The organism is Novosphingobium sp. TK71 (assembly GCF_055361505.1).
Window position 1 is genome coordinate 434,123 of record NZ_JBSZKA010000001.1, and the last position, 26,167, is coordinate 460,289.

General features: G+C 62.8%; 20 protein-coding genes. 10 read left to right on the plus strand and 10 right to left on the minus strand.

Annotation, left to right across the window (positions count from 1 at the left end):
- Nucleotides 1-2 precede the first annotated feature (2 nt).
- Together ACXJ16_RS18375 and ACXJ16_RS18380 are read left to right on the plus strand one after the other, a co-directional pair.
- Nucleotides 3-593 carry an SAM-dependent methyltransferase gene (locus ACXJ16_RS18375; protein ID WP_443478777.1) on the plus strand — a complete coding sequence of 197 codons (591 nt, stop codon included), beginning with the start codon at nt 3-5 and terminating at the stop codon, nt 591-593.
- Nucleotides 590-1,438: a glycosyltransferase family 2 protein gene (locus ACXJ16_RS18380; RefSeq protein ID WP_463922974.1), complete on the plus strand. Its 849-nt coding sequence runs from the start codon at nt 590-592 to the stop codon at nt 1,436-1,438. The genes ACXJ16_RS18375 and ACXJ16_RS18380 overlap by 4 nt, the downstream gene beginning before the upstream one ends.
- 41 nt (nt 1,439-1,479) lie before the next feature.
- Here ACXJ16_RS18380 and ACXJ16_RS18385 read toward each other — a convergent pair whose 3' ends face one another.
- Nucleotides 1,480-1,932 (minus strand): PA2169 family four-helix-bundle protein, encoded by a 453-nt coding sequence (locus ACXJ16_RS18385; RefSeq protein ID WP_324699432.1) that lies wholly within the window; start codon nt 1,930-1,932, stop codon nt 1,480-1,482.
- Nucleotides 1,933-2,188: 256 nt separating this feature from the next.
- Here ACXJ16_RS18385 and ACXJ16_RS18390 point away from each other — a divergent pair, with 256 nt between their 5' ends.
- Nucleotides 2,189-3,358, plus strand: a complete 1,170-nt coding sequence (locus ACXJ16_RS18390) for an extracellular catalytic domain type 1 short-chain-length polyhydroxyalkanoate depolymerase (RefSeq protein ID WP_443478779.1) — start codon at nt 2,189-2,191, stop codon at nt 3,356-3,358.
- Between the two features lie 92 nt (nt 3,359-3,450).
- On the opposite strand, the gene ACXJ16_RS18395 is transcribed toward ACXJ16_RS18390, so the two are convergent.
- The 3 genes from ACXJ16_RS18395 to ACXJ16_RS18405 all read right to left on the minus strand — a co-directional run bounded on the left by ACXJ16_RS18395 (nt 3,451) and on the right by ACXJ16_RS18405 (nt 7,001).
- Nucleotides 3,451-4,986 (minus strand): DUF389 domain-containing protein, encoded by a 1,536-nt coding sequence (locus ACXJ16_RS18395; RefSeq protein ID WP_463923297.1) that lies wholly within the window; start codon nt 4,984-4,986, stop codon nt 3,451-3,453.
- A 476-nt stretch (nt 4,987-5,462) separates the two neighbouring features.
- Nucleotides 5,463-5,978 carry a lipid-binding SYLF domain-containing protein gene (locus ACXJ16_RS18400; protein ID WP_463922975.1) on the minus strand — a complete coding sequence of 172 codons (516 nt, stop codon included), beginning with the start codon at nt 5,976-5,978 and terminating at the stop codon, nt 5,463-5,465.
- Nucleotides 5,979-6,371: 393 nt separating this feature from the next.
- Complete coding sequence (locus ACXJ16_RS18405; RefSeq protein WP_054435515.1) at nt 6,372-7,001, minus strand: TetR/AcrR family transcriptional regulator; 630 nt, start codon at nt 6,999-7,001, stop codon at nt 6,372-6,374.
- Nucleotides 7,002-7,138: 137 nt separating this feature from the next.
- Between ACXJ16_RS18405 and ACXJ16_RS18410 the strand changes: the two genes are divergently transcribed.
- The 3 genes from ACXJ16_RS18410 to ACXJ16_RS18420 are packed head-to-tail and all read left to right on the plus strand — an operon-like array spanning nt 7,139 to nt 12,755.
- Nucleotides 7,139-8,587, plus strand: a complete 1,449-nt coding sequence (locus ACXJ16_RS18410) for an efflux transporter outer membrane subunit (protein WP_463922976.1) — start codon at nt 7,139-7,141, stop codon at nt 8,585-8,587.
- Nucleotides 8,587-9,669, plus strand: coding sequence for an efflux RND transporter periplasmic adaptor subunit (locus ACXJ16_RS18415; protein WP_463922977.1), 1,083 nt, complete (start codon nt 8,587-8,589; stop codon nt 9,667-9,669). The genes ACXJ16_RS18410 and ACXJ16_RS18415 overlap by 1 nt, the downstream gene beginning before the upstream one ends.
- Complete coding sequence (locus ACXJ16_RS18420; protein ID WP_443478782.1) at nt 9,666-12,755, plus strand: efflux RND transporter permease subunit; 3,090 nt, start codon at nt 9,666-9,668, stop codon at nt 12,753-12,755. Before ACXJ16_RS18415 ends, ACXJ16_RS18420 begins: the two co-directional genes overlap by 4 nt.
- A 71-nt stretch (nt 12,756-12,826) precedes the next feature.
- Here ACXJ16_RS18420 and ACXJ16_RS18425 read toward each other — a convergent pair whose 3' ends face one another.
- Nucleotides 12,827-13,489 (minus strand): nitroreductase, encoded by a 663-nt coding sequence (locus tag ACXJ16_RS18425; RefSeq protein WP_463922978.1) that lies wholly within the window; start codon nt 13,487-13,489, stop codon nt 12,827-12,829.
- A 20-nt stretch (nt 13,490-13,509) separates the two neighbouring features.
- Complete coding sequence (locus ACXJ16_RS18430) at nt 13,510-15,186, minus strand: AMP-binding protein (protein ID WP_463922979.1); 1,677 nt, start codon at nt 15,184-15,186, stop codon at nt 13,510-13,512.
- 238 nt (nt 15,187-15,424) lie between these two features.
- On the opposite strand from ACXJ16_RS18430, the gene ACXJ16_RS18435 reads away from it, so the two are divergent.
- Genes ACXJ16_RS18435 through ACXJ16_RS18450 form a run of 4 tightly spaced genes read left to right on the plus strand, consistent with a single transcriptional unit; the run spans nt 15,425 to nt 22,664 of the window.
- Nucleotides 15,425-16,915 (plus strand): LVIVD repeat-containing protein, encoded by a 1,491-nt coding sequence (locus ACXJ16_RS18435; RefSeq protein ID WP_463922980.1) that lies wholly within the window; start codon nt 15,425-15,427, stop codon nt 16,913-16,915.
- Nucleotides 16,916-16,937: 22 nt separating this feature from the next.
- Nucleotides 16,938-18,596, plus strand: a complete 1,659-nt coding sequence (locus tag ACXJ16_RS18440) for a carboxylesterase/lipase family protein (protein WP_463922981.1) — start codon at nt 16,938-16,940, stop codon at nt 18,594-18,596.
- Nucleotides 18,593-19,213 carry a TetR/AcrR family transcriptional regulator gene (locus ACXJ16_RS18445; protein ID WP_463922982.1) on the plus strand — a complete coding sequence of 207 codons (621 nt, stop codon included), beginning with the start codon at nt 18,593-18,595 and terminating at the stop codon, nt 19,211-19,213. Before ACXJ16_RS18440 ends, ACXJ16_RS18445 begins: the two co-directional genes overlap by 4 nt.
- A gap of 25 nt (nt 19,214-19,238) precedes the next feature.
- Nucleotides 19,239-22,664, plus strand: coding sequence for a glycosyl hydrolase (locus tag ACXJ16_RS18450; protein WP_463922983.1), 3,426 nt, complete (start codon nt 19,239-19,241; stop codon nt 22,662-22,664).
- Nucleotides 22,665-22,682: 18 nt separating this feature from the next.
- Here ACXJ16_RS18450 and ACXJ16_RS18455 read toward each other — a convergent pair whose 3' ends face one another.
- The 4 genes from ACXJ16_RS18455 to ACXJ16_RS18470 are packed head-to-tail and all read right to left on the minus strand — an operon-like array spanning nt 22,683 to nt 26,162.
- Entirely contained in the window at nt 22,683-23,348 is a 666-nt protein-coding gene (locus tag ACXJ16_RS18455; protein ID WP_054435494.1) for a carboxymuconolactone decarboxylase family protein, read from the minus strand.
- Nucleotides 23,345-23,905: a nuclear transport factor 2 family protein gene (locus tag ACXJ16_RS18460; protein ID WP_054435492.1), complete on the minus strand. Its 561-nt coding sequence runs from the start codon at nt 23,903-23,905 to the stop codon at nt 23,345-23,347. Before ACXJ16_RS18460 ends, ACXJ16_RS18455 begins: the two co-directional genes overlap by 4 nt.
- Nucleotides 23,906-23,945: 40 nt before the next feature.
- On the minus strand, nt 23,946-25,640 hold the full coding sequence (locus ACXJ16_RS18465) for a class I adenylate-forming enzyme family protein (protein ID WP_463922984.1): 1,695 nt from the start codon (nt 25,638-25,640) through the stop codon (nt 23,946-23,948).
- Between the two features lie 6 nt (nt 25,641-25,646).
- Complete coding sequence (locus ACXJ16_RS18470; RefSeq protein ID WP_463922985.1) at nt 25,647-26,162, minus strand: nitroreductase/quinone reductase family protein; 516 nt, start codon at nt 26,160-26,162, stop codon at nt 25,647-25,649.
- Between the last annotated feature and the right edge of the window lie 5 nt (nt 26,163-26,167).

Sequence of the window (26,167 nt, forward strand, 5' to 3'; positions counted from 1 at the left end):
GGATGACACGTCCAAAGGCCAGCCTTGGCCGCGACTATTTCGAAAGCATGTTCCAGGGTGACGAAGACCCGTGGGGCCTCGAAAACAGCCCGTACGAACAAGCGAAGTACAATCACACCCTTAGCGCACTGGCAGGGCGGGTCTATGCGCAGGGCTTGGAGGTCGGTTGCGCCAAGGGCGTTCTCACCAGCAGGCTGGCCATGCAGTGCGGGTCACTGCTGGCAATCGACGTCAGCGGCACCGCCCTCATGGCTGCAAGCGCCCGTTGCGCGCCTTACGGACATGTCGCCTTCGCCGAAATGGCTTTCCCGCATCAGGCGCCTGTCCACGCTTTCGATCTCGTGGTCCTGTCGGAGGTCGTCTACTACTGGGAGGACCGGGACATCCGGCGCAGCGCCGAATGGATCAGGCTTCATCTGGAAATCGGCGGTGACCTGCTGTTGGTCCATTGGACGGGCGAGACCGATTACCCGCAAAGCGGCGACGATGCCGTGGCCAAGCTGCAAGATGCGCTTCCGGCGGCGATGGACGTGATCGCCGCGGAGCGATGCCCGAATTACCGGCTGGACCTGTGGCGCCGCCGCGCAGCATGAGCCTGAGCGTGCTCACCATAGTGAGGAACCGTCCGGGCCATCTGGTGCAACTGGTCAAGGGACTTCAGCGCAGCAGTGTCCTTCCGGACGAACTGATCGTGGTCGACATGGGGAGCGACTCTCCGGTTGTCTTGGAGGACCTGCCATTTCCCGCGCGTGTCGTGTGGATGGACGGCGGCCGGCTTCCTCTTGCAGCTGCTCGCAATGCCGCAGCCAGGTCGGCCAGTGGCGATCATCTGCTGTTTCTCGATGTCGATTGCATTCCCATGCGCGGGCTGATCCGCGCCGTGCAAGGCGTTCTGGCTTCGCACAATGCCCTTGTCTGCGCGCAAGTGCTCTATCTTGGTCCGGACGAGGCGCGCGCCGAATGGGACGAGCAGGATCTCTTCAAGCGCGCGGCGCCTCATCCGGCGCGCAGCTTTCCCGGGCAGGGGGTGCGCAGTGAGGATAATGCGGGACTCTTCTGGTCTCTGGTCTTCGGGATTACGCGGCAGCGCTTCTTCGCGCTGGGTGGTTTCGACGAGGAATTCGTCGGCTACGGCGCCGAAGATACCGACTTCGGGTTTCGGGCGAAGGCCGCCGGGGTGCCGCTCCTGTTCATGGGTGGGCCCGGCGCGTTCCATCAATTCCATCAGACTTTCGATCCGCCGCTGCAGCATCTCGAAGATATCGTCAGCAACGCCGGCACGTTCCATCGGCGCTGGGGCATATGGCCGATGGAGGGGTGGCTGAAGGCGTTCGCCGAAATGGGTCTGGTCGCCTTGAGTGAAGACGCCATCACTCTCCTTCGTCCAGCGAGTTGCGACGAATTGGCGCAGGCAGACAGCTCCCGGCGTTCCCACTGAGCGGGCCGGACCGGCGAGGCAGACCTCGCCGGTCCGTTGTTTCAGCGCTCCATCGAATGCTTGATGTCGCGCATTTCGTCATGGCCGGATTTCACCGAGGCATAACAGGTCTCGATCAGCCGAAGGATTTCGGGCGACAGTTCGCGGTCTCCCAGGGCATCTTCGTATTTGGCTTTGATATGATCTTCGCCTGCCTCGACTTCGTTGATGATCGCCTTGTCATCCTGGCCCGTCATGGTCGACTTGAGGTTCAGGAACATGCGATGTGCCCCGGCCAGGACAGTACCGTCGTCCTCCGCCTTGCCGCCCAGCCGGGTTACTTCCTGCTGCAGGCGCGACGCTACTTCCCGTCGTTCGCTGGCACGGCTCGTGAATAGCGAGCCGAAGCGGCCACTGTGGCTGTCCTTGGCCGCTTCGGTGTAACCGTCGACGCTGTCGATCGTGGTTGCGATCAAGCTGTTGAGGGTCGAAATATCGTGGCTGGTATCGGGCATCGTCGTTCCTATCGAAAAGTTGGCAGCCCGAACGAAAAATCTCCGGGACGAGGTATCAACGGCGCGAGGTCGACAAAGTCCCTGGGAACACTGCGATACTAATCTGGATCAATCGGATTTTTCCGAAAGTTGGTCGTCGGAGCGGCGCAGCCGGATTGCAATCCCATCATCTCGATCCACGTATTGTGCAGTGCAGCAAATCAAGGATGGGTTTTGCTCCGTCCACGTTCTCTCCACTTGCACAAGGAATTCTGCGATGCGCAATATTTCCGATACGATCGCCCGGCTCAGCGCCTTTCGAGAACATGCGCTGTCCCAAGTGCCTTCGGAAAGCAGGGGGCGGCTCAGGGCCAAGGAGGATTTTGGCTCGAACCCGGGCGATCTTCGGGCCTACACCTACATTCCCGAAAATCTTCCGGCGCAGGCACCGCTCGTCGTCGTCCTTCATGGATGTACCCAGTCCGCAGCAGGGTACGACATCGGGTCCGGCTGGTCGGAAATGGCGGATCGTTATGGATTTGCGCTCCTGTTCCCCGAACAGCAGCGGCAGAATAATCCCAACCTCTGCTTCAACTGGTTCTCACCCGGCGACAGCCGTCGCAATTGCGGCGAGGCACTCTCGATCCGCCAGATGATCCAGGCCTTCGAAAGCGATCATCCGATCGACACCGGCCGAGTGTTCGTCACAGGTCTGTCGGCGGGGGGCGCCATGGCAGCGGTGATGCTCGCGACCTATCCCGAGGTATTTGCCGGCGGAGCCATCATTGCCGGGCTGGCCTACGGCTGCGCTGCATCGGTCCCCCAGGCTTTCGACCGAATGCGCGGCCATGCCATTCCGGAAACGGGGAAACTGGCCTCGCTCGCTCGCGGTGCCTCTGAATGCAACGGACCCTGGCCCTCGGTTTCGGTCTGGCAAGGCAGCGCCGATGCCACCGTCAGCGCGTGCAATGCAGATGCCATCCTCGGCCAATGGGGGGCGCTTCACGAGGTCGGTCCGCATCCCGATCGCATTGAGAACATCGGTGGGCACCAAAGGCGCGTCTGGTGCGACGCCGATGGGCGGGAGGTGATGGAGGCTTACTCGATAGCCGGAATGGCACATGGCACGCCTCTGGATACTTCAGGTGAAAACGGATGCGGGAAGAGCGGCGCTTTTATGTTGGAGGCGGGCATTTCCTCAACGGACCGAATTTGCATGTTCTGGGGCCTTGCCGACGACAGGACGCGGGGCATATTCGCACCTGCGGCAGGGCCAACCTTATCCGAAAGCCGGGATCTGGCGCGGTCTCGTTCCTTGAGCAAAGCCGGCAGTACTGGCGCGGTCCCCATCTACCCCGCGCCACTCCCGCATCCGGCAAACAACAAACAGGGCGCCGTGCGCAAGGTGATCGAGGATGCATTGCGCGCTGCCGGATTGATGCCTTGACGCTGCCGGCCGCTGTTCAGCTTTGGCAAAACCATCGGAATGATGCTTGTGCCAAAGTAGTCGTTTGACGGCGGAACCGGCCGCAGTGGCAATCAAGGCTCGTCGCCGGCCTCCTCTACGTTCCGCAGGGCGAACCGGCTTCCGGCGGCTGTGACGGTGACAGGTTCGATGCCGTTTTCCCGCAGCAGAGCGGCAATGGCGATTGCTCTGCGCTGGATGAGCGAGGGGTGTTCCGGGATATCCGCCGGCAGGCCCGGAACACCGAGCCTGCGCACGTTCCAGCGCCGCGCGGCCCATGCGGTGACCAGCACGCCTTCCCGCGCCGGGGCGTCCAGCGTGTCGTCGGTTCCGGTGAATCCGATCGGCGGGTAGGCTATGCGCGGCGGGGTGAGCACCACGTCCCACCCGTCCGCCTGCGCGGCGGCGCGGCGTTCAAGCGTACGGTAAGTGGCGAGCGAAGCGCCGGGCAGGGGCTCGGCAATCGCCATGGCGCGGTGATGATCGCGGTCGACGGTCACGCTGTCAGGTGCGATGCCTGCGGTGAGGGCCAGCATCTGGGATAGTCCGGTGATCCGCTGGGTCTCGATCGCGGCGGCGTCGCCTGCCTGGCGCATCTCTTCGCGCTGTGCTTCGATCGGGCCGGCGCCTGCTTCCAGCAGCACCTGGTCCAGCCGCAGCCTCAGCGGCCGTCCCAGCTTTGCCGTCAGGTCGCTCTGGAGCGCGGCATTACGCTGCATCCTGTCGCGCGGGGTGATGACGACGGCCCGCACCACCACCGGGTCGGCATCGAAGTCCATGTCGAGCTGGGCCACGCGGGCATCGGCGCCGAAGCGCTCGGACAGGAAGGAGCGGGTCTGGTTCAGGGTCACCGCCTCTCCTGCGATCTGCTTGAGCGAGATGCCCAGCGGAATGGCCATGGCGACGAAGACGAACAGCAGCACGAACGTCTGCGTCCAGCTTTGCTGGCTGCTGAGGTGATGCCCGAAGCCGTAGAAACGCGCCATCACCGTGGCGGAAAGCGCGATGGTCACGAAGTTCGTTACGAACAGCGCGAAGGCCCCGCCCAGCACCGGCATGTTCCAGGTGGCGAGCCCGTAGCCCACGACCGCCAGCGGCGGCATCAGCGCGGTGGCGATGGCAACGCCGACGATGGTGTCCCCGCGGCCGCGGATGATGGCGAAAGTCCCGGCCAGCGCCGCGAACAGGGCCACGGCAAGATCGAACAGGTTGGGCCGGGTACGGGCGATGATCTCGCTGGTCGGCGCCTGCAGCGGAGAGATCGCGACGATCAGCGCCGTAAAGACCACTGCGGTGACGGCACCCACCGCCAATGCCGTCAGCGAGCGGCGCATCTCGGCGAAATCGAAGAGAACAAGGCTGAAGCCAAGCCCGAGGATCGGGCTCATCAGCGGAGAAATCAGCATTGCGCCGATCACCACCGCCGGAGACGACAGCAGCAGGCCGAGCACGGCGATGCCCGCCGACATCATCACCATGAATGCATATCGCGGGGACCACCCGCTATCTTCGGTTATGCGGGCCATCACCGCTTCGTGATCGACCCGGCCGACGACGGAGCGCCGCCACCAGCGATAGAGCGCTATCTGCTCAAAGCGCTCCCGCAGCATGACATGCCTGTCCCAACTTGCTGACTGATCCACCCCCTGCATCCTCCCCTCTTGGCTCAGCTACACCAGGCAAGAACCCTTGATGTGCGATCCGGTTTCGCTGCCGCTGACCATCGCTGCGCGCGGCCCGAATACGCGCCTCGTGCACCGGGTTACCAGGGGTTCGTGCAGCACGTTCTGACACAGGCGATGCCCTTGAGAAAGCGGGCATCGCCAACATCGCTCTCGGGGATTGCTGCAATGTCGCACTTATGACACGCGCCGATGGACCCAGCCGATGAGCTCAAGATGGCCGCGAGCCTGCCCGGCATGCAGGCAGTGAGCCTCGGCACGATCGGCACCGCGCTGCCCGGGCATTCTACCTTGACGATCAGGGCGATGTCGCAGCCGCAACTACCGGCCCATCGACACGCCGCTTCGATGGGCCCCGTCCTGCGCTGCCAGGCATGGCCTTCAGCAAGAAGGCATATGTTCCCTCATTTCGGGTGGATTTCCTTGATCCTGCTGCCACTGAGGCTGACGCCCGCCATCAATCCCTCCTGGCTGAAGACGAAGGCGTAGATCGCCTTGTTCAGGCTGGCCGTATCGAGCGAAGCCGCTGCACCCTTGTCGATAAGGGCGATGCCGGTATCCGAGCCGGCATCCCAGTTCGTGCCGTCCGAGACCTCAGCCAGTTTCTGGTCGCTCATGATGAACAGGGCATAGCCAAATCCCTGAGCGCCGATCTGGAATCCTGCTGAGGCGCTTGAAATATTGAAGAATTTCGTGGCCTTGCCGTTCTTGAGCAGCACGCCGTCGCCGGATGCTCCCGCAATCACCAGCCCGCCCTTGATGATGTGGGGAAAGATCATGATGCCCTTGGCGCGCTTGCCGACGGCCGCCGCCTTGGGATTGGAGGCATAGAGTTCTTGCAGGGCGGCTCGCGATTTCGCCTCGATATCCGATGCCGATGATCTTGCAAGAACCGGGGCCGGAACGGTCAGGGCCAGCATGACTGCCACTGCACTGCGAACTGCTAGGCGACGCGTGATTTGCTGATAAGCTATCCTCATGGTTCGTCCCTTTTCCACAAAACTCGGTTAAACCCGCAGGAGCACGGAAGGCGGTTTTGCATGCTCGATGTCGATTACAGGCACCGACAGTCCTCATGCCGCATGTGTGCAAGGTGACTGAGGCGCCGGAAGCGATCTATCGGGGTTAACACCGAGATTTCGGAGTGGTGTTGCGGTAGGACAGCCCCTGATCCCTCAATCGAGGCCGGTTACCGGCAATGGTTCGCACAAGGATGGGGGGCGCGCCCGAGCACGGTTGGAGCGAGCCGGCCTTATCGGCATGGCGCAGCGCGGTTCCGGCATGGATCTCGCGCGGGTCTGCAGTGAAGAGCGTCAGCGCGGGGCGAGGCCGCGCACGATCAGCCGGGCGATCCCCGATGCGAAGGATAAGGCGGACTCCCGGGCGCCTTCGGGCACGACCTGAAACTGGTGATTGAACACCACGATCGACACAACGAATTGCGCCGCCTGGTTGCAGTCCGCATCTTCGGCGATTTCGCCGATCTGCTGCGCTTCCTGGAGGAGAATCCGGGCCGGTTCCAGGAACATGGACTGCGAAGCCTGAGTCAGTTCGCCGCGCAATTCGGCAAGCGCGTCCGGGTGCATGGACAGCGCTTTCTGGAATGCCCTGGCGGCAGGGCGCTCAAGGAGATCGAGCACCGCGACCACATATTTGGCGATGCGGTCCTCCAGAGTGCCGGTCCTGTCGAACCTGATCGGCGCAGCCCCGCGCAGAACCTCCCGGACCGCCTCTCCGAACAGATGATTCTTGCTCGAATAGCGCGCGTAAACCGTCTTGCGGCTCAATCCGGCGGCCTGTGCCACCGCGTTTAGCGAGGCAGCCTCGCCGCGCTCGATCAATTCGGCGATCGCGGCGTCCAGAATGGCCCGATCGATGGCGGCGGCCTCTTCCAGACTTGGACGCCCCTTTGCGCGCGGTTCGCTCTTGGACTGCGATGTCATCGAATGTCTGCCTCCTGGCAGGCACTTAACCGTTTTCGCGATCCGGTATCAAACATTAAAGAAACACCATTGTATATTTAATCGCCGCTTGGTACCGCCGCATCCGGAAAAACGGGAATCGCGAGCAAGGCACGTCCATGGGTCTGAGGTTTGTCGGTATCGGGGCATTCGTGACCGCAGGGGCTGTGCTGTCCGCCTGTGCGCCTTCGGTTCAATTGCAGAGACCCGACCTCGCCGTGCCTGCCGCGTTCGCGGGCGGGGCGACGGCCGCGGCATCGTTGCAGGAATTTCCGCTCGACCGTTGGTGGTCGGCGTTTGCCGATCCGCAGTTGAACGATCTCGTCGAGACGGCTTTGGCCCGCAGCACCACGGCGCGGCTTGCAGCCTCCCGCCTCGCCGAAGCGCGCGCCACCCGGTCCGTCACGCGGGCGGGTACTCTTCCAAGCGGTAATCTTGCGACCACGGCAACCGAGACGGGAACTCGCAGGCTGTGGGGCCATGGGGTCAATGCAGGCGGGGCCGACACTCTGCAGGCGACATTCTATCCCAGTTGGGAAGTCGATCTCTTCGGCCGCCTTGCCGCCACGCGCGAACAGGCAGACGTTGAGTACGCGTCCTCCAGCCTCGATTTCCATGCGGCCAGACTGGCGCTGGCGGCAGATGTCGCTTCGTCGCTGTTCGATGCGCGAAGTGCGGCAATCGATCTCGCCACTGCGCGTGAGCGGCTCGAAATCGCCGAACGGCTGGCGCAATCCGCCCGTATTGGTCTGGGACGCGGGCTGACGTCGGGGCAGGATGCGGACCGCCTCGAAAGCGATCTGGCTTCAGCACGCGCAGAAGTTCCGCGCCTTGAAGCGGAGCTTCAGGCGGCAAAGCGATCGCTGCTCATCCTCACCGGAACGCCGGACGCCGCCACAGACAGCCTCACGATCGAGGCAAGCCTTGCTGCGCCGCCGGTGTTGCCGGCGGCCACGCCGGGGATATTGCTTGCCCGGCGGCCGGATGTCCTTGCTGCAGGTCTTGCGGTGCAATCGGCGGCGCTGGGGGTTCGGATCGACCGGCTCGCGCTGTTCCCGCGCTTCAAGATAGACCCGGGCATTGGACTGACGGCAGCGACCGGCGGGGCAGGCGGGGGCACCGGGCTGTGGTCCCTGGCGGCCGGTCTCGCGGTCCCTCTGCTGGATCGCACACGTTTGATGGCGCAATTGCGGGTTACCGAGGCTCGGGGCAATTCCGCCGTCGTCAGCTACGAGCAGACGGTTCAGAACGCCTTCGGCGAGACGGAGAACGCGCTGGTCAGGCTGGCGGCAAATCGCCAGAGGATGGGCGATCTGGAGACTGCGGAACGCCGCTCGCGCTCGGCATATGACAGTGCCGCGCGCGGCTATCGGAACGGCCTCACCGACCTCACGACCCTGTTGCAGAGCGAACAGACCTGGCTCGCCGCGCGCGCAGCGCGCGATGCCGGAAGGCTGGCGCTCCTTACAGGCACGGTCGCTGCCGTCCGCGCGATGGGGGGAGGATGGGAGCCGGTCGCCGACATGCCGGCAGAGGCGCGAATAATCGAGGCGCAGGGAGCGCAATGATGATGACTTCGAAGATGCCGGTTCTGGTTGCTCTTGCGCCGCTGCTGGCAGTGACGTTGCTGGCAGGGTGCAAGGGCGAGGCGCCCACTCGCCAGTCCTTGCCGCCGCAGGTGGTGACCGCTGCAAGTGTATCGATGCGCGAAATGAACGGCGGTCTGTCCGCTTCAGGTCGTCTTGTGCCGCGCGAAGAGACGGCTGTGGTAGCCGATCTCGCCGGATATCGGATTTCAAGGGTCCTGGTCGAGGAAGGCGCGCTGGTTCGGAAGGGACAGACGCTGGCCGTACTGGACGACAGCCTGCTCGTTTCCCAGATCGCACAACTGCGCGCTACGCTCGCTCAGCAGCAGGTTGCCTTCGAGCAGGCAAGACAGGAAGCTTCACGGGTCGATGGGCTTGAAAATCAGGGCGTATTGTCGAACGAGGCGATAGCGTCGCGGAAGTTCGCGGCACGCAACAGCGGGGCCGCGCGGGCCGCGACGCAGGCACAACTCAATGACCTGCTGGTCCGTCAGGCGCACCTTATCGTCCGGGCGCCATCCGCCGGTCTTGTCCTTGAGCGCACGGCCCGGCCCGGCGACACGTCAAGCTCGGGAACCGCGCTTTTCACAATGGCGCGGGACAACCTGATGGAGCTTTACGCGGAGCTGCCGGAAGCCTCGACAACGGAAATACACGTCGGCGACCCGGCTCGGGTCATCCTTGCCTCCGGCCGAACGCTCCAGGGCACCGTACGCCTGATCGGCGAGCGAGTGGACACGACCACGGGTCTTGTCATAGCCCGTATCGCATTGCCGGTGGACAGCGAACTGCGACAGGGCGGCTTTGCCAAGGCGACGTTCGTGCGGCCGGTCCGCGTGGCCACGCTGCCCGAAAGTGCCGTTCGCTACGATGCCGATGGGGCCAGTGTCATGGTCATCGATGGCAACACGCGGGTTCATCGGCAGGCCGTTCGCACCGGTCGCCACGCCGACAATCTTGTCGAACTCAGGGAAGGTCCGCCTGAAGGTACGCGGGTGGCGGTAAAGGGCGCTTCCTTCACGCTCGATGGCGATACCGTACGGATTGCAGGAGCGGTTCGATGAACCTTCGCATATCGGCCTGGGCGATCCGCAATCCCATTCCCGTTGCCCTTCTCTTCATTCTCCTGACGATTTCAGGGACGGTCGCTTACCTGCGGATGCCGGTAAAGCAGTTTCCCAACGTCAACCTGCCTATCGTCACGGTTACCGTAACCCAGAGCGGGGCCGCGCCTACCGAAATGGAGAACCAGGTCACCCGCCCGATCGAGAACGCGCTCACCGGTGTTCCCGGCATCAAGAACATCTCCTCTACGGTGACGCTTGGGGCTTCAGTAACCTCGCTCGAATTCGAACTCGGCAGCGATCTGCAGAAGGCAACCGACGACGTGCGAACGACCGTGGAGCGTACGCGGGTGGAACTGCCCACCGGCATCGATCCGCCAACGGTTCAGCGCGTCGACCTCGATAGTGCGCCGATCGTCACTTACGCCGTCTCCGCACCTGGGATGAGCGATACCCAACTGGCGTGGTTCATCGATAACGAGGCCACGCGTACGCTGCAGGCCGAAGCGGGTGTCGGGCAGGTTTCGCGCATCGGCGGAGCGGAGCGCGAGATTACCGTGATCCTTGATCCGCAGCGCATGGCGGGCCTCGGCGTAACCAGCGCGCAGGTCAATACTGCGCTCGCCAGCTTTCATACCGATGCACCGGGCGGCCGTTCGGACGTGGGCGGGGTAGAGCAGACCGTTCGGGTGATCGGTTCGGCGCAGGATATCGATCAGATCCGCAATCTCTCCATCCCTGTCCAGGGCCGTTACGTGCGGCTTTCCGACGTTGCGGAAGTGGGCGACGGGCAGGGCGAGGTGCGCGGTTTCGCAAGGCTTGACGGCAGGCCGGTGGTCGCCATCCAGGTCTCCAAGACCAGCGAGGCGAGCGATGTCACGGTGGCGGACGGCGTGGAAAAGGCGGTCGAGCATCTTTCGCAGCTGCATCCTGCCGTCAAATTCGAGAAGATCGTTTCCACCGCAGACCTCACGCGCAGGAGTTTCCACGCGACTTTCGATGTGCTGATCGAAGGCGTCATTCTCGCAATCGTGGTGGTCTACCTGTTCCTGCGCGACTGGCGAGCGACAGCCATCGCAGCGGCGGCCATGCCGCTCTCTCTGGTGCCGACATTCATCTACATGGCGGCGATGGGTTTCAGCCTGAACGGCATCACCCTGCTGGCTCTCACGCTTGTTATCGGCATTCTCGTCGACGATGCGATCGTGGAAATCGAGAATATCGAGAAGCGCATCGAAAAGGGCGAAAGTCCGTATCAGGCCGCATTGGTCGGGGCCGATGCCATCGGACTTGCCGTGATCGCGACGACCGCGACGATCATTGCCGTATTTGCGCCGGTTTCGCTCATGCCCGGCCAGGCGGGGCAGTTCTTCAAGGAATTCGGCCTCACCGTCGCGGCTGCGGTGACGTTCTCTTTGGTTGTCGCCCGTTTGCTGACGCCGCTCATGGCGGCCTATTTCCTCAGGCCGCACCACCTGCGCAATTCCGCCGTGGCCGGAGGCAAGCTGGATCCGCGGCACGAGCGGGCGCTGGCCTGGGCGCTGGCCCGCCCGAAACTGTGCGCCGGCATCGGTGTCGGACTTTTTGTTCTGGCCATTGCTATCGCCGCGACGCTTCAGATCGGTTTTCAGGCAACCCAGAACCGGAACTACGTCTATGTGGCGGTGGAAGGCGCGCCCGGCGCGACGCGTGAGGATATGAACCGTGCGGTCCAGCAAGCGACAACCATCCTCATGGGCGAGCCTGATGTCGAAAACGTGTTCGCCCAGGTCGGTTCGACGGGGGGCAGCCTTGGCGGCGGAGGGGCGGACCTTACCGACGGGACGCTGACAGTGCTCCTGCGCCGCGATCGCTCGGAAACATCCGAGGAATTCCAGGCGCGGATCGGCCCCAAGCTCCGTGTCATTCCCGAGGCGCGATTCCATAATCAGGGTAATTTCGGGCAAGCGGCTGTCTCGGTTGTCATCGCGGGCGCTGACGGAGCGGCGCTCGAGCGCACGCAGTCGCAATTGCTGCGGGAAATGCGCAAGCTTCGTTCTCTTGCCGATCCGCGCCTGAGCCCCTCGGCGCCGGGGCCGGAACTTGTCATCACGCCGCGGCCGGATGAGGCCGCCCGGCTGAATGTCGACACCACGACCCTCGCCAATACCGTGCGCATCGCGACGATCGGCGATATCGACGCATCGGTGGCCAAATTCTCGGAAGGCGAACAGCGGTTGCCGATCCGTGTGCGATTGCCGGAAACGATGCGGGGCAGCCTTTCGGGGATCTCCGAATTGCGGGTTCCTACGAGGGACGGCAATACAGCGCCTCTCTCGGCTGTTGCGGATATCCATTTTCAGGCCGGACCCGGAAAGATCATCCGATACAATCGCGAACGCCGTGTCAGCGTGGAGGCGGATCTTGGCGTTGGCGAAGCGATCGGGTCGGCCATGGGCGACGTTCGCACTTTGCCGACGATGAAGAAGCTGCCCGCCGGCATCCACGAAGCGCATCAAGGCACGACGCAGATCATGGAAGAGATGTTCGTCGGCTTCATCCTGGCGCTGTTTGCCGGGGTGGGCCTGACTTATACCGTGCTGGTCCTGCTGTTCCGCGGGTTCTTCAAGCCGGCGGTCATCATGGGGGCTCTTCCACTCAGCCTGCTCGGTGCCTTTGCGGCCCTGCGCCTGCTGGGCTTCGCAATAGACATGCCGGTCCTCATCGGTCTGCTGATGCTGATGGGACTGTGCGCAAAGAATTCGATCCTGCTCGTGGAGTTCGCGATAGAGGCCGAACGGGACGGAAAACCGATGAGGGAGGCCTTGATCGAGGCCTGCGCGCAAAGAACCCGGCCCATCATCATGACTTCGATTGCGATGATCGCGGGAATGTTGCCGACGGCGTTTGCCATCAGCGAGGGATCGGAATCCCGCCAGCCGATGGCGATTGCCGTCATTGGCGGCATCCTGAGTTCGACCCTGCTGTCGCTTGTGCTGGTGCCGGTGATCTACGAACTGGTCGATTCATTCGAGCAGCGCCTGCGTCCCTGGCTTGCGAGACTGGTAACCCAGCCCGAGCCGCAGGATATGCGGAAGCCCGCCTGACCCTAGGCCCTAAACTGAAAACGGAGCCATTTTACCTCGAAGATCGATGGGGCCGGATCTGTCCACGCCGCCTACCGGTGCCAGGTCGTGAACTGGGCTGAGGACAAACGTTCGCTGACAAGGCCGTTCTCGGTCGCGGACCAGTCCGCATGCCCCAGTGCCATGCCTGACAGGATGATATGGTCCTGCGGAATGTTCAATTGGTCGTGGACCACTGCGCCAAAGTCGCACCACGCCTGCTGGGGGCAGGTTTCGAGGCCTCGAGCCCGCGCGGCGATCATGACGTTCTGCATGAACATGCCGCAATCGAGCCACGCGCCGAGGGCCATCTCGCGCTCCATCGTGAAGAAGAGACCTACCGGCGCACCGAAGAACTCGAAATTGCGCAGCATCGCCGCTTCGCGCGCAGGAAGGTCGTCCCGCGCGATCCCGTACCTTTCGTAGAGCGCATATCCGATCGCCCTGCGGCGCGACAGATAGGGTTCTTTCATCGCGGGCGGCAGGTAGTTGTATTCGAGGCTTCGCTCACCGCTCTTCGCCGCGTGAATGACCGCCTCGCTCAGCTTTCTCAGCGCCGCGCCGGTCGTCACGTGGACGAGCCACGGCTGGATGTTCGTGCCGGATGGCGCTCTTGCGGCGATGTCCAGGATTTCCCGGATCGTGTCTTCCGCCACCGGATCTGGCAGAAAACCGCGAATCGAGCGGCGGCCGCTTATGGCTTCGATGGCATCCATGCCGCTCTCCGGTAGCGCAATCACGCCCGAACGCCCAATTCTTCCAGTCTGCGCTGCTTGAGCATGAATCTCTGGATCTTGCCGCTGGGCGTCCGGGGCAGGGCGCCTATGAAATGGATCGCGCGCGGGTATGCGTGGGCTGCATAGTGCGTCTTGACCCATCGTTGTATTTCCTTCGCCAATTCCGGGGAGGAGACTGTGCCGTCCTTGACGACGACATAGGCCTCGATGACTTCGCCCCTGACTTCGTCGGGAACGGCGATGACGGCGGCCTCTGCCACGGCGGGGTGCGTCGACATGCTCGCTTCGACCTCGAAAGGTCCGATGCGATAACCTGCCATGATGATGACGTCGTCCTCGCGCGCTGAAAAGCGGAAATATCCGTCCTCATCGACGAGACCGTTGTCACCGGTCAGGTAGTATTCCCCGTTAGCGGTGAATTTTCCGGCTGTTTTCGCGGAATCGCCGTCATAACCGGTGAACCACATCAGCGGGCTTTCGCTGACCTTCATCGCCACGCGCCCTGCCTGACCCGGCGCGAGTTCCACATCCTTTTCCGGATCGAGGATGACGGCCTTCCAGCCGGGCATCGCATGTCCCATCGAACCGGGCCTTACGTCATGATGAAGCATGGGATGGTGGTGATTGTTGATGAGCATTCCGGCTTCGGTCTGTCCGTAATGGTCGTGTACCGTCACGCCCAGCACGCTTCTGGCCCAGAGATTGACCTCCGGGGTAAGCGGTTCTCCGGCGCTGGAAGCGCAGCGCAGCCGAAGCGGTCCGCTTACGACAAGATCGGCGGAGCGAAGTGCCCGGTAGACGGTGGGGGCTGCCGCGAAATTCGTTACCTGTTCGCGAAACAGGATATCCATCGTGATCTCCGGCGCAAAGCCTCCTTGGAGGAGGACGCTGGGGGTTCCCGTGGAAAATGTCGCGAGGATGCCGAAGTAGAGCCCATAGGCCCACCCCGGGTCGGCCGCGCACCAGAACACATCGTCGCTTCGGAGCCCCAGGCCGAACTCAGCATAGGTACGAAATGCCGCAAGAGCTCTCAGCGGCACGACCACACCCTTGGGATCTCCGGTGGTTCCGGAGGTGTAGATCTGGATGAGCGGTGCTTCCGAGCCGAGTGTCGCGGCCGGAAAGCCGGGTTCGTGTTGCTCCGTTATGCCGGCGAAGCTGTAGCCCTCCTGACCGGGCTGGCCAGTACTGATGACGAGAAGCGACGAGGGCATGGCGACATCGCCCTCAGCCGAAAGTTTCCCCCGCTGACCTTCGTCGCAGACGATCGCGCGGGCCCTGCTTCCGTTCAGACGCATGGCGATCGCCGATGGCGCGAAGGCCGTGAACAGGGGAACGTGAACGGCCCCCAGCCGCCATATTCCAAGCAAAGTGACCAGGTATTCGCGGCTCTTGCCCATCAGCGTGGCGATCCGGTCTCCGGGACGAAGGCCGAGCTCGAAAAGAGCGGCAGCAAACCTTTCGGATTCCCGCCGCAATTCGCCGTAAGTGATGTCTTCGGCGCTCAGGTCGGGAGAAATTACCCGATATGCGACAGCGCTTTTACCCCATTGGTCGCAAAGCAGCCATGCCGCACTGACGTCCCTGCTGTCGTAGATGGCGCGAAGCTCGGCTACGCGATCATGAGCGGCAACATGGCTGGCCTCGATCGCCGAATTGTCGTTGACTGACTGCATTCGTCCGCTCCTTGATCGCCGGCGCTGAGTGCGGGTTGAGGTGGAACTGCGCCTTCGGAACCGCGCTCTAATTTTATGCCTACCGAACGATCGGTAATAATCAAGGTCGGGCTTGCCAAGGCGAAAAACCATACTAAACATTCAGTAGATAATGCGCGAAAAGCGGCCCACGTCATAAGTATGGGTCCGGAGATGCGCGTCCAAGCGGCTCGCGCCGCCGGATGAGGAGACGGGGGACATGCCGAAAATGAAATTCAGGGCACATACGACCGGCAAGGCGCTTGGTCTTCTCCTGCTCGCCGGCTGCGGGGCTGTTTCGTGGCAGGCGGTTGAGGCGGCTTCCACTGTGGACCGTCCGGAACCGGGCAAGCAGGGCGAGACCATGGAGGCCGAGGCGGGCAAGGTGCTGGCCGTGCCATACTCGAAAGGCGTCGATGTCGTCGGGCATTCCGACATTGGAGGGAGAACGGGCAACCTGGCCATGGCGTGGTCCGGTTCGTGCGCCTATGTCGCCTCGGGCATGACGATCAAGCCCGATGGGCAACTGCTCAAGCTTCCCGTCGATGCGACATCGGGGGTCGCCGTGATCGACGTAAGCAAACCCACCGCTCCCAAGACGGTCCGCTATCTGCAGGACAAGGGCGCCATTTACGCGACCGAAACCCTGAATGCCCTGACGACAAAGGACAAGGCCATCCTGGCTGCCAGCACTTATGGCGGCGTTGCCGGAATGGGGGAGCAGGAGGAGGGGTGGCTGTCGGTCTATGATGTTCATGCCTGTGCGGACCCCCAGCTCAAATCGGAAGTGAAGTGGCCTGAGGCTGTACATACGATCACGATTTCGCCGGACGGACGGTTCATATACGGAACCGTTCTCAATCCCTTCACGGGGGCTGGCGGCATCCAGATCATGGATATTTCCGATCTCGCCAGGCCCAGGTTCGTCGGCAAGTTCGAGGCGACGCGTCCCGATGGCACCAGCTTCCAGTTCGCGCCGCACGAGCTTGTGTTCAGCCCCGATGGTTCGCGCATCTATGTCGGTGTCACGACCTCGCAGGGGGCGGATGCGGAACACGAGTTTCGCAATTCCAAGCCCGGCCTCCCTTCGCCCGCAGCGGTGGGCCAGGATGCCGGAGGCTTGTTCATTTTCGACAATAGCGACTTTGCGCAAGGCAAGTCCGATCCCAGGCTCCGGCTGGTCGGCGCGGCCCCGCATGCCGGGTGGCATTCCCCTGTTCGTGCCCGTATCGCGGGCGTTTCCTATATCGTGAATGCCGGCGAACTCGGCGCCTGTCCGGGGGCATGGCCGCGCATCACGTCCATCGCGGATGACAGAAATCCGAAAATCGTAGGCGAATTCCGGCTTGCGATGAACCGTCAGGAGAACTGCCCGTCGCCCAACCCCATAGAGAAGGCCACCGGGGGGATCGTGGGCCGGGCCGGGACGGCGTCCACGCACTTCCAGGATGTGGATGACGCCGACAATACGACGCTGGGCCTGTTCCCGTTCATGTATGCCGGACTTCGCATCGCCGATTTGCGCAATCCCGCCGACCCTCGCGAGATCGCCTATTTCAAGCCCGGCGATCCCTGCATGTCGCATGTCCATTTTGTGAAGGATAGCGGGCAGATCTGGTTCGCCTGCAACGCAAGCGGCTTCTACGTGATCGCACTTAAGCCGCAGCTGCGCAAATCGCTGGGGCTGTCGATGCCGCGCCGCGCGCGATGATCGGGAAGGGATGTATGTCGGCATGGACCAAGATATCTGGGATCGACGCGGAGTGCTGGGTGCTGCTTTTGCCGGCGCGGTGGGATTGACCTTGCCGGGCATGGCAGGTGCCGGTGAACAGGCTCCGACTGGTGCGGTCGAGACGACCTCGGGAAAGGTGCGGGGAACGCGCGCAGGCGGTGTATCCCGTTTCCTGGGGATTCCTTATGGAAGCGACACCGGATTGCGGAGATTCCAGCCCGCGACCGCTCCCGCGCCCTGGACCGGCGTGCGTGATTGCAATGCCCTGGGCCACAAGGCGCCCCAGGGCGTGATCACTCTGCCGGGGATCATGGGCAAGGTCGATCCCCGCGCAAGAGGCCTTTCGGTGGTGATGGCAGTCGCCAATCTGACCAATGCCCAGCTTGCGGAGAGCGAGGACTGCCTTGTCCTCAACGTCATCACGCCGGACGCTTCTTCCGCGAGAAAGCGCCCGGTGATGGTCTGGCTCCATGGCGGCGCCTTCGCGATGGGGTCCGGGCTGGACCCGATGACAGACGGCAGCGAGCTTGCCCGGCGTGGCGATGTCGTGTTCGTCTCGCTCAATCATCGCCTCAATGCCATGGGCTTTCTCTATCTCGGCGGCTTGCACGAGGATTTCGCAGACAGCGGCAATGTCGGGATGCTCGACATTGTGCTCGCGCTGGAATGGGTGCGGGACAATATCGCATCGTTCGGCGGTGATCCGGAGAACGTCACCATCTTCGGGCAAAGCGGTGGCGGGGCCAAAGTTTCCACATTGCTGGGTATGGGCCCGGCGAGCGGACTATTCCACAAGGCGATTGCGATGAGCGGCCCGATCGTCTCGCTCGTCACCAAGGCCGATGCCGAGGAAATCGCCGGACAGACTATCGCTCGCCTCGGCATTTCGAGGGCCGATGTTCACGCACTGCAAAAGGTGGACCGCCAGAAGGTGATCGCGGCGGCTTCTGCGGTCCGCCTGCCGTCAGCCGGGACAGGGCTTGCGGCGGGAACGCTTGCGCCGATGGTCGATGGCCGTTCCATCCTTGCCGATCCGTTCGACCCTGCAGCTACCGATATCTCCAGAAACGTGCCGCTCATGCTGGGTTCGGCGAAGGATGAGGCCACGCTCTTCATGGCAAGCGATCCCGAGCTTGGCGCAATGAGCGAAGACCATGCCCGGGCGCGCTTTGCGGCGGTTCTCGGTGATCGCGGAGCGGCATCGTTCGATGCCTATCGCGCCGCCTATCCCAAGGACGATCCGAGCTACCTGGTGACATCGATGATGACGGACAGACTGTTCCGTTCGGATTCTATCGCAATGGCGGATCGCAAATCGGCGCAAAATGCGGCGCCGGTTTACCTCTACCGGATCGACTACGAACCCCGTGTAGTCGATCGCCTGCTGCGCAGTCCCCACGGTACCGAAGTCCCGCTCGTATTCGGAACCAAGGTTCCGGTCGGTTTCATCGGCGAGGGGGCCGAAGTCGATGCGCTTTGCGATGTGATGATGACGGCATGGCTTGATTTTGCGAAAACCGGAAAGCCTTCCGGCAGGCACCTTGACTGGCCGCGCTACAACGCCCGCTCACGCCCGAACATGATCTTCGATGCCGTGCCGCATCTGGTGAACGATCCCGACCCGGTCGCGCGCAGCCCGGTTGCGAGAGGCCGTGCATGACAAAGCGGAAAGGTCGCGCAAATCCTCAGGAGCGGCGATCCTCCATCATCGAGAACGCCATCGGAATGTTTGCCGAGCTTGGATTTCATGGCCTGACGGTCCACGGCCTTGCCGATCGCTGCGGGATGTCCGGTGCGGGTCTTCTCTATTACTTCAAGTCCAAGGAAGACCTTCTTCTCGCGGTTCTGGAGACGATCGAGACGCGCGAAAGTGCGGCGGTCATGCCTTTGATCGAGGCGGTGGAACAGGCGCAGGGAGAGCCGGCACTGGCCTGGCAATCGATCGTCGAACTGATGCGGCAGATGTTTCGCCGTTCGGTGGCGGATCCTGTCACCACGCGTTTCGTGCTGCTCCTGCAGGCGGAATCGCTGGAAGTTGGGCATGCGGCGCATGACTGGTTTCGCAATCGCGAGCAGTTGGCGCTTGAACTCCTGACGCAATTGCTCACCCCCTATATCGGCGAACCCGTGTCCAACAGCCGGCACATCATGGCGTTGATGCAGGGGCTTGCCCAGCAATGGCTCCGCCAGGCGCGCGGGTTCGACGTTGCTGCAGAGTGGGACAAGGCGCTCGAACCCGTACTGACCCGTGGCAGGCTTGCCGGCGGGATGTCCTAGGAACAACGAAACCGGCAACGCGGCAGTGCCGGATCGGGAGAGTGGCGTGCGCACGTTTTTAGCGCTTCTTGTCTGTTCGGGTACCTTGGCCTTCCCGGCTTTGGCTCGTGCTGAGCCGGAGCCAGGAGGGCCAGTCGCGCAGATCGTCGAGAGCGACGATGCTCTCTTGCGCGGGTTCCTCGACCCGCCGATGGAATCCCGGCCTCGAACCTGGTGGCACTGGATGAACGGGAATGTCACCACGGCCGGCATTCACAAGGATCTCGAATGGATGAAGCGCATCGGCCTTGGCGGTGTCCAGGCATTCGATATCGACTACTTCGCCACGCCCGTCATCGTTGACAAACGCCTCGCCTACATGTCGCCGGAATGGAAGGATGCATTCCGATATGCGGCGGGCGAGGCGGATCGTCTCGGCCTTGAACTGACGATCGCGAGTTCTCCTGGATGGAGCGTGACCGGCGGACCATGGGTGGCTCCCCGCGATGGCATGAAGAAACTTGTCTGGAGCGAGACGAGCCTGAGCGGAAGGCGACGGTTCCGGGGGAAAATCGCTCTTCCGCCATCTTTCACCGGTCCGTTTCAGGATATCGTTCTTCATGAACCGAGTGCCAGCACCGCGCAGCGCCTCCATCCGCAATTCTATGCGGATGTCGCGACATTGGCGGTGCGCGAGCGGGAAGATCCGCCGCTACCCTTGCCGGTGATAACCGAAGCGAATGGGAAGGCGCTGGACGCCGGGCTGCTGACGGACGGCAAGTTCGAACAGGCACTCGACATAACGCGTGACCCGCAGGCAGGCGCGGCCATGGTCGTTATCACCTACCCGGTGCCTGTCACGATCCGGTCGGCGACGGTGTTCGTGCCGGGAAGCGCCGACATGTTTTCAGGCCCGACAATGAAGGTCAGTCTGGAAGTCGGTCATGGAGGTGCCGACTGGAAACACATTGCCGAGATCGTACCGAGCCTTGCACCTTCCACTGTCAGTTTCGATGCCGTTACCGCAGAACGCTTCCGCCTGACGATCAGGCCCGCCGGGCCCCTGAATCCCTACGACGCCGATGCGGCGCCCGGATACCTCGGCTATCGGCCGACTTCGGCTGGCGCGGCAAGCGCGGTGAAGCTGGCGGAACTGCATTTGTCGCCGCAAGAGCGCGTGAACCAGTTCGAAATCAAGGCCGGTTTCGGAATGGCCCGCGATTATCACGCTCTTGGCACAAGTGGAGGATCGGGCACGCAAGATACTTCCGGTAGCCAGGTGATCGACCTTACCTCGCGCCTGAAGGCAGATGGTACCCTCGACTGGACGCCGCCGGCCGGGACGTGGAAAGTCCTGCGCATGGGATACTCCCTGACCGGGCGAACGAACGGTCCTGCATCGGCCGAGGCGACGGGGCTGGAGGTCGACAAGATCGATGCGGAGGCCGTAAGCCGATATCTCAATACTTATCTGGACACGTACAGTTCGGCGGTTGGCGGCGAGCTCATGGGCAATCGGGGCGTCCGAGCGCTACTCACCGACAGCACCGAAGTGGGCGCCTTCAATTACACACCGGGCCTCTTCGACGCGTTCCGGAAGGCGCGGGGCTACGATCCGCGGGCATGGCTACCGGCGTTGACGGGCGTGGTCGTCGGTTCGCGGGCCGGCAGCGAGGCGTTTCTCTCAGACTGGCGCAAGACAATCGCCGAACTGCACGCGTCCAATCACTATGGGACGATTGCGAGGGTCGCGCATGAACGCGGGCTCAAGGTCTACGGCGAATCTCTGGAAGGTTGGCGCGTTTCACTCGGCGACGACATCGCGATGCGCCAATACGCCGACGTGCCGATGGCCGCCATGTGGACCTACCGGCGCGATCTTGGTCCGCGCCCCAATCTTCTGGCGGATTTGCGCGGAGCCGCATCGACCGCCCACATCTACGGACGGCGCTTTGCCGCAGCCGAATCCTTCACGTCCACCCGCTACCCCTGGGCACATGCACCCTCCGACCTGCGGCGCGTCATCGATCTGGAGTTTGCCAGCGGCATTAACCTGCCCGTGATACACACATCGGTGCACCAACCGCTGGACGATCGGCAGCCCGGTCTCTCGATGCGGCATATCGGCCAGTTCTTCACCCGACACGAAACCTGGGCGGAAATGGCGCGTCCATGGATTGACTACATCGCGCGCAGTTCGTTCCTGCTGCAACAGGGGCGCTATGCCGCTGACGTCGCTTACTTCTATGGGGAAGAAGCTCCGGTAGGGCCGCAGGCGCAGGATGGCTACTTCACGGACACGCCGGCGCACTTCGGTTACGACTTTGTCAATGCGGATGCGGTGCTGTCCCTGCTGAAGGTGGAGGACGGCAGCCTCGTGGCTCCGGGCGGGATGCGTTACCGTGTACTCTACCTGGGCGGCAACAGCACCCGGATGACGTTGCCCATTCTGCGGCGGATTGCAAGGCTGGCGGAAGACGGGGCTGCGGTGGTCGGACTGCCGCCAGAAGCATCGCCGGGGCTGAGAGAAGACCCGCAGGAATTTGCTGCACTCGTCGCCAAATTATGGCCCGGCTCGCTGGTGACCGAAGTCGGCAAGGGCAAGATCGTCGCCAGCCGCGATGTCGAGGAGGCGCTCGCCAGCCTCGATGTCTTGCCGGATTTCGAGGCCGCCTCGGGCGATGACCTCCTGTTCCTCCACCGCATTCTCGCAGATGGCGATGCGTACTTCGTGTCCAATCGAAAGGCGGCTGCGATGCGAACGGAGGCGGCCTTTCGGGTGGTGGGAAAAATCCCGGAAATCTGGCGCGCCGATACCGGCACGGTCTCGGCGGCCAGCTATCGGATCGACGGTGGGCGCACTTTCGTCACCCTGCCTTTCGAAAGCGAGGAGTCCTACTTCGTCGTGTTCAGAAAGCCGTCTGCCGGCCAACGACGGGCCGAGCCCGGCACGCGTTTCGACGCATTACGGGATTTGTCGAATGACTGGTCTGTCACGTTCCAGCAGGGCAGGGGAGCTCCTGCCGCAATCACCATGCCGCAGCTGCGTCCCCTCAATGAGGTGGCGGATGCGGGTGTTCGGTACTTTTCCGGCATCGCAACTTATTCACGGAGTTTCAAGCTAGATACCCGCATTGCGAAATCCGGAGCGCTCTGGCTCGACCTTGGAGCAGTGGGCGATCTTGCCGAGGTGCGGGTGAACGGCAAGTCTGTCGGCACCTTGTGGCACGCACCCTATCGCATCGACATAGGCCGGCAGGTCCGCTCCGGGCGCAATACGGTAGAGGTTCGGGTCGCCAATCTCTGGATGAATCGGCTGATCGGAGATGCCCAGAAAGGCGTGGGCAAGATCGCCTATACGATCATGCCCACATACAAGGCCGAGGCACCGCTGCGTCCTTCGGGGCTGATCGGTCCCGTCCGGCTGATGGAGCAGGTTACCGTGACTGGAGGAGAAGCCGGAAACCCATGAGAAGGCAGGCCGCGGCGATCAGCGGGCGGCCAGTCCGGGGTTGCCGGCTTCCAGCGGCAGTCGCAGCGCGTTCTGGAAGTAGGCGACCAGCGTGAATTGGCCGATCAGAACGATCAGTTCGAAAATCTGCTCGGTGTCCAGCGTGCGCGACAGCACGTCCCATGTCTCGTCATCGACCGAGGCGCGGGCTTGCAATTGCTCCGCACATCGCAGAACCGCGCGTTCGTGTTCGGACCAGAGCGGCGATGCCGATCCTTCGGCGGTGATCCGCTCGATCTCGTCGGTGGTGATGCCCAGGGCCTTTGACTGATGGACGTGTTCGCCGAATTCGTAGGGTGCCTGAAGCAGCCATCCCGTTCGCAGGATGGCCAGCTTCTGGTCGCGCCGGGCAAGTCGGCTCGCGGGCCCCATGACGGTCATGGACAGTCCCATGATCCGCTCCCACAAGGTGCCGAACGGCAGCATCGTCACCATGATCTGGGGAACCTGCTCGATCGACAGGGACGACACATTGCCAAACAGGGAGGCGCGCAGCCGGTCGGTAGCTTCCAGGATCTCGTCCGCACGCGCCAGGCGATCCACTGTCTCGACCCGTGGCGGTTTGCCGAGAATCTCGGCTTCCCTCAGGCGGATGCGTTCAAGTGTTTGCGGGGCCAGAGGCGCAGGGGTGGGGCAATCGCTCACCAGCGAACTCCTTCCTCGCGGGACTTCCATGTGTAGGGGCGCTCATAAGAAGGGTCATCCGTGCTCCACAGGCCTTTGAGGAAACCCTGGACGTTCTTTGAATGGATCCAGGTGCCGTCGCAGTCGGCCGTGGCCTCGATCGTGCAGCGACGCACGACGATGCGCCATTCGCCGTTCCGCTTTTCCAGTCGATCGAGATAGCGACCGATGGCAATGGTCGTGCTTTTGCCGTCGAGCCAATAGAGGCCGCCGATCACGTAACTTTCGCAATGCGCCACGTCACCTTCCAGCTCGCAGATGTGGTTGGTGATGTTGTGGCTGGTCATGTTGAAGTTCGTGTAGTGGCCCTTGTTGGCCTTTTCCGGATAATCCGGTGCGAACGTGACGCTGGGCCCATGCTCGTCGACGCCGTCCTCCCACCAGCAACCCGTAATCTGATCGACATCCTGACGATCGCGCGCCCGGCTCTCGCGCTGGATGCAGTCGAGAATGTCCTGCCGATCCTTGAGATAGGTGACTGTTGCTTTCAGATCCGCGAGTTCCTGTTCCAGGCTCATGTCGTGCTCTCCCAATGATTATTTTTATGCGGGCCGCTCGTCATCGGAGACGGCTGACCACTGCCTTGCGCAGATCGGCGGTCTTGATCTTCGAGCTGCCGGTAGTCTTGAGTTCGTCGTCGCCGAAGAACAGCACCTTGCGGGGCACCTTGAAACTGGCGAGACGGCTACGCGCGAAGGACCGGATCTGGTCGGCCGACAGGGCTGCGCCTTCCAGCGGCACTACGCAGCTGACCACAATTTCGCCCAGCAGAGGATCGGGCACTCCCACCGTCTGCGCAATTTTTACGCCAGGGCAATCACGGAGCACCGCATCGATCTCCAGCGGGGAGACGTTGGCGCCGCCGGTCTTTATGATGTCGTTGAGCCGGCCTTCCCAGAACAGGCGGCCTTCTGCGTCCAGCCAACCGCCGTCCCCGGTTCGAAAGAAGCCTTCATCGTCCAGCGTCTCGTCGAGTGGCACGCCAAGATAGCCCAGCATCAGCGTGGGGCCCTTCACCGCGACTTCGCCGCGGTGCCCGAGTGGCACGGTTTGGCCTGTCACGGGATCGACGATCCGGATGGTCGATCCTGCCGTGGGGCGGCCATGACTTCCCGCTGTTTCACCTTCCGGAGTGCCGGCCGGAAAGACCGAAATCAGTGTGAATGTTTCGGTGCTGCCGTAGGCGCGAGGCTCCGTCCAGTTTGCCGAAACGCTCGGGTGGTGGGCCAGCGGAAAGGCGCCATCCACATAGCGCAGCGCGGACAGGTCGGCCTTGGCATAAGCAGGCACGGCTTCGAGCTGCGGCCATTGGTGCGGCCAGGCGAGTAGCATCGTCGCCCTTTCCGCCTGGATCAGGGCGAGCGCGGCTTCGGGATCGAACCAGCGCTGGAGCAGAAGACAGCCGCCGGACGAGAGCGTTCCGCCCAGCGCCATGGTGAAATTGCCCGAGAAGAAGAAGCCGTTGGCGGACCATGTTCGTGGCGGGTCCGTGATCCCGTACCAGCTCTTCCAGCGCCAAAGCTGCAGGCAGATCGCCCGGTGGGCGGACAGTATGCCTTTTGCCTTGCCCGTCGAGCCGGACGAAAAGAACAGGGTGCCTGGATCGCTGGGGAGCACCGCCGCGGCGCAAGCCTCGATCACGCCGTCGGGAATGGTGTCTCCGCGCGCCAGAAACGAGGACCAGCCTTCTACCGCGCCTGTTCCCTCATCCCCGTCGACGCGCGCAACATGGCTGAGGAACGGGAACCGGGCAGAGAGGCATTGGTCGGGAATGCCTGTTGCGATACCAGGCTCCAGTTCGCCCAGCATCGCCGCGAAGTCCTTCTTGAGCACGTGCCGCTCAACCAGCAGGATAGCGCAGCACGACGCTTCCAGCACCTCACCAATTTCCGGCGCGGTGAAGAAGGTGCTGATTGTCGTGGCGACGCCTCCCGCCAGTGCGGTGCCGAACAGGCAGGAAAGGAACTCCAGCCGGTTGGTCATGAGCAGGCCGACGCGCGTGCCTTTCCCTACGCCGCAGGCCTTGAGCGCCCGGGCCACTTCGTTGGCGCGCGCCCAAAGATCGTCATAGCTCCAGCGGATGACTTCGCCGTCCAGATGGATGACGGCTGCTTCACTGGCACCATGTCGCTGTACGATCTCTTGAAGATAGGCACCCAGCGTCAGGGCGCCGCAAGCTGTCTCTTGCGAAAGCGGAATGCCGCGCGCGTAGGATAGTGCCGTTTCCTCGCTCGTCATCGATGTGCCGGCCATCGGAAATCAGGTGGTCCGGATGCCGGTGGCATCATCGGGACGGAAAACCGGAATCTCCCCGACTGCCTTGAACATCACCAGCGGCAGTACGCGCGCGGTGGAATTCTGGTAGGTTTCGTAGAAGGGATGGCAGTCGATGAAGAAGGACCACACCTTCTCGCGTTCGGCACCTTCTGGCTCACGCCAGGTTCCACGGAATGCCTGGGTCGCGATCTGGAACTCGATTTCCGGTTGCTCGACGATATTGAGATACCAGGCCGGATGATGGTCAGCCCCGCCCTTCGATGCGCAAATCACCACTTCGCCGCCGATGTCGGCGTAGCACAGGGGCGTGATGAAGGTTTTCCCGCTCTTGCGCCCCTCGTACTTGACCAGGCAATGCGTTGCGAAGGCACGGCCACCAACGGCGGTGATGTCCATGATGTGACCCTTCGCCCCGCCGGAAGAAAGGTACATCTCTCGGTGTTCGCTTACCCAGTCGCGCCGGGCTTCGCGGATCACCTGCATGTTTTCATCGCTCATTCCAT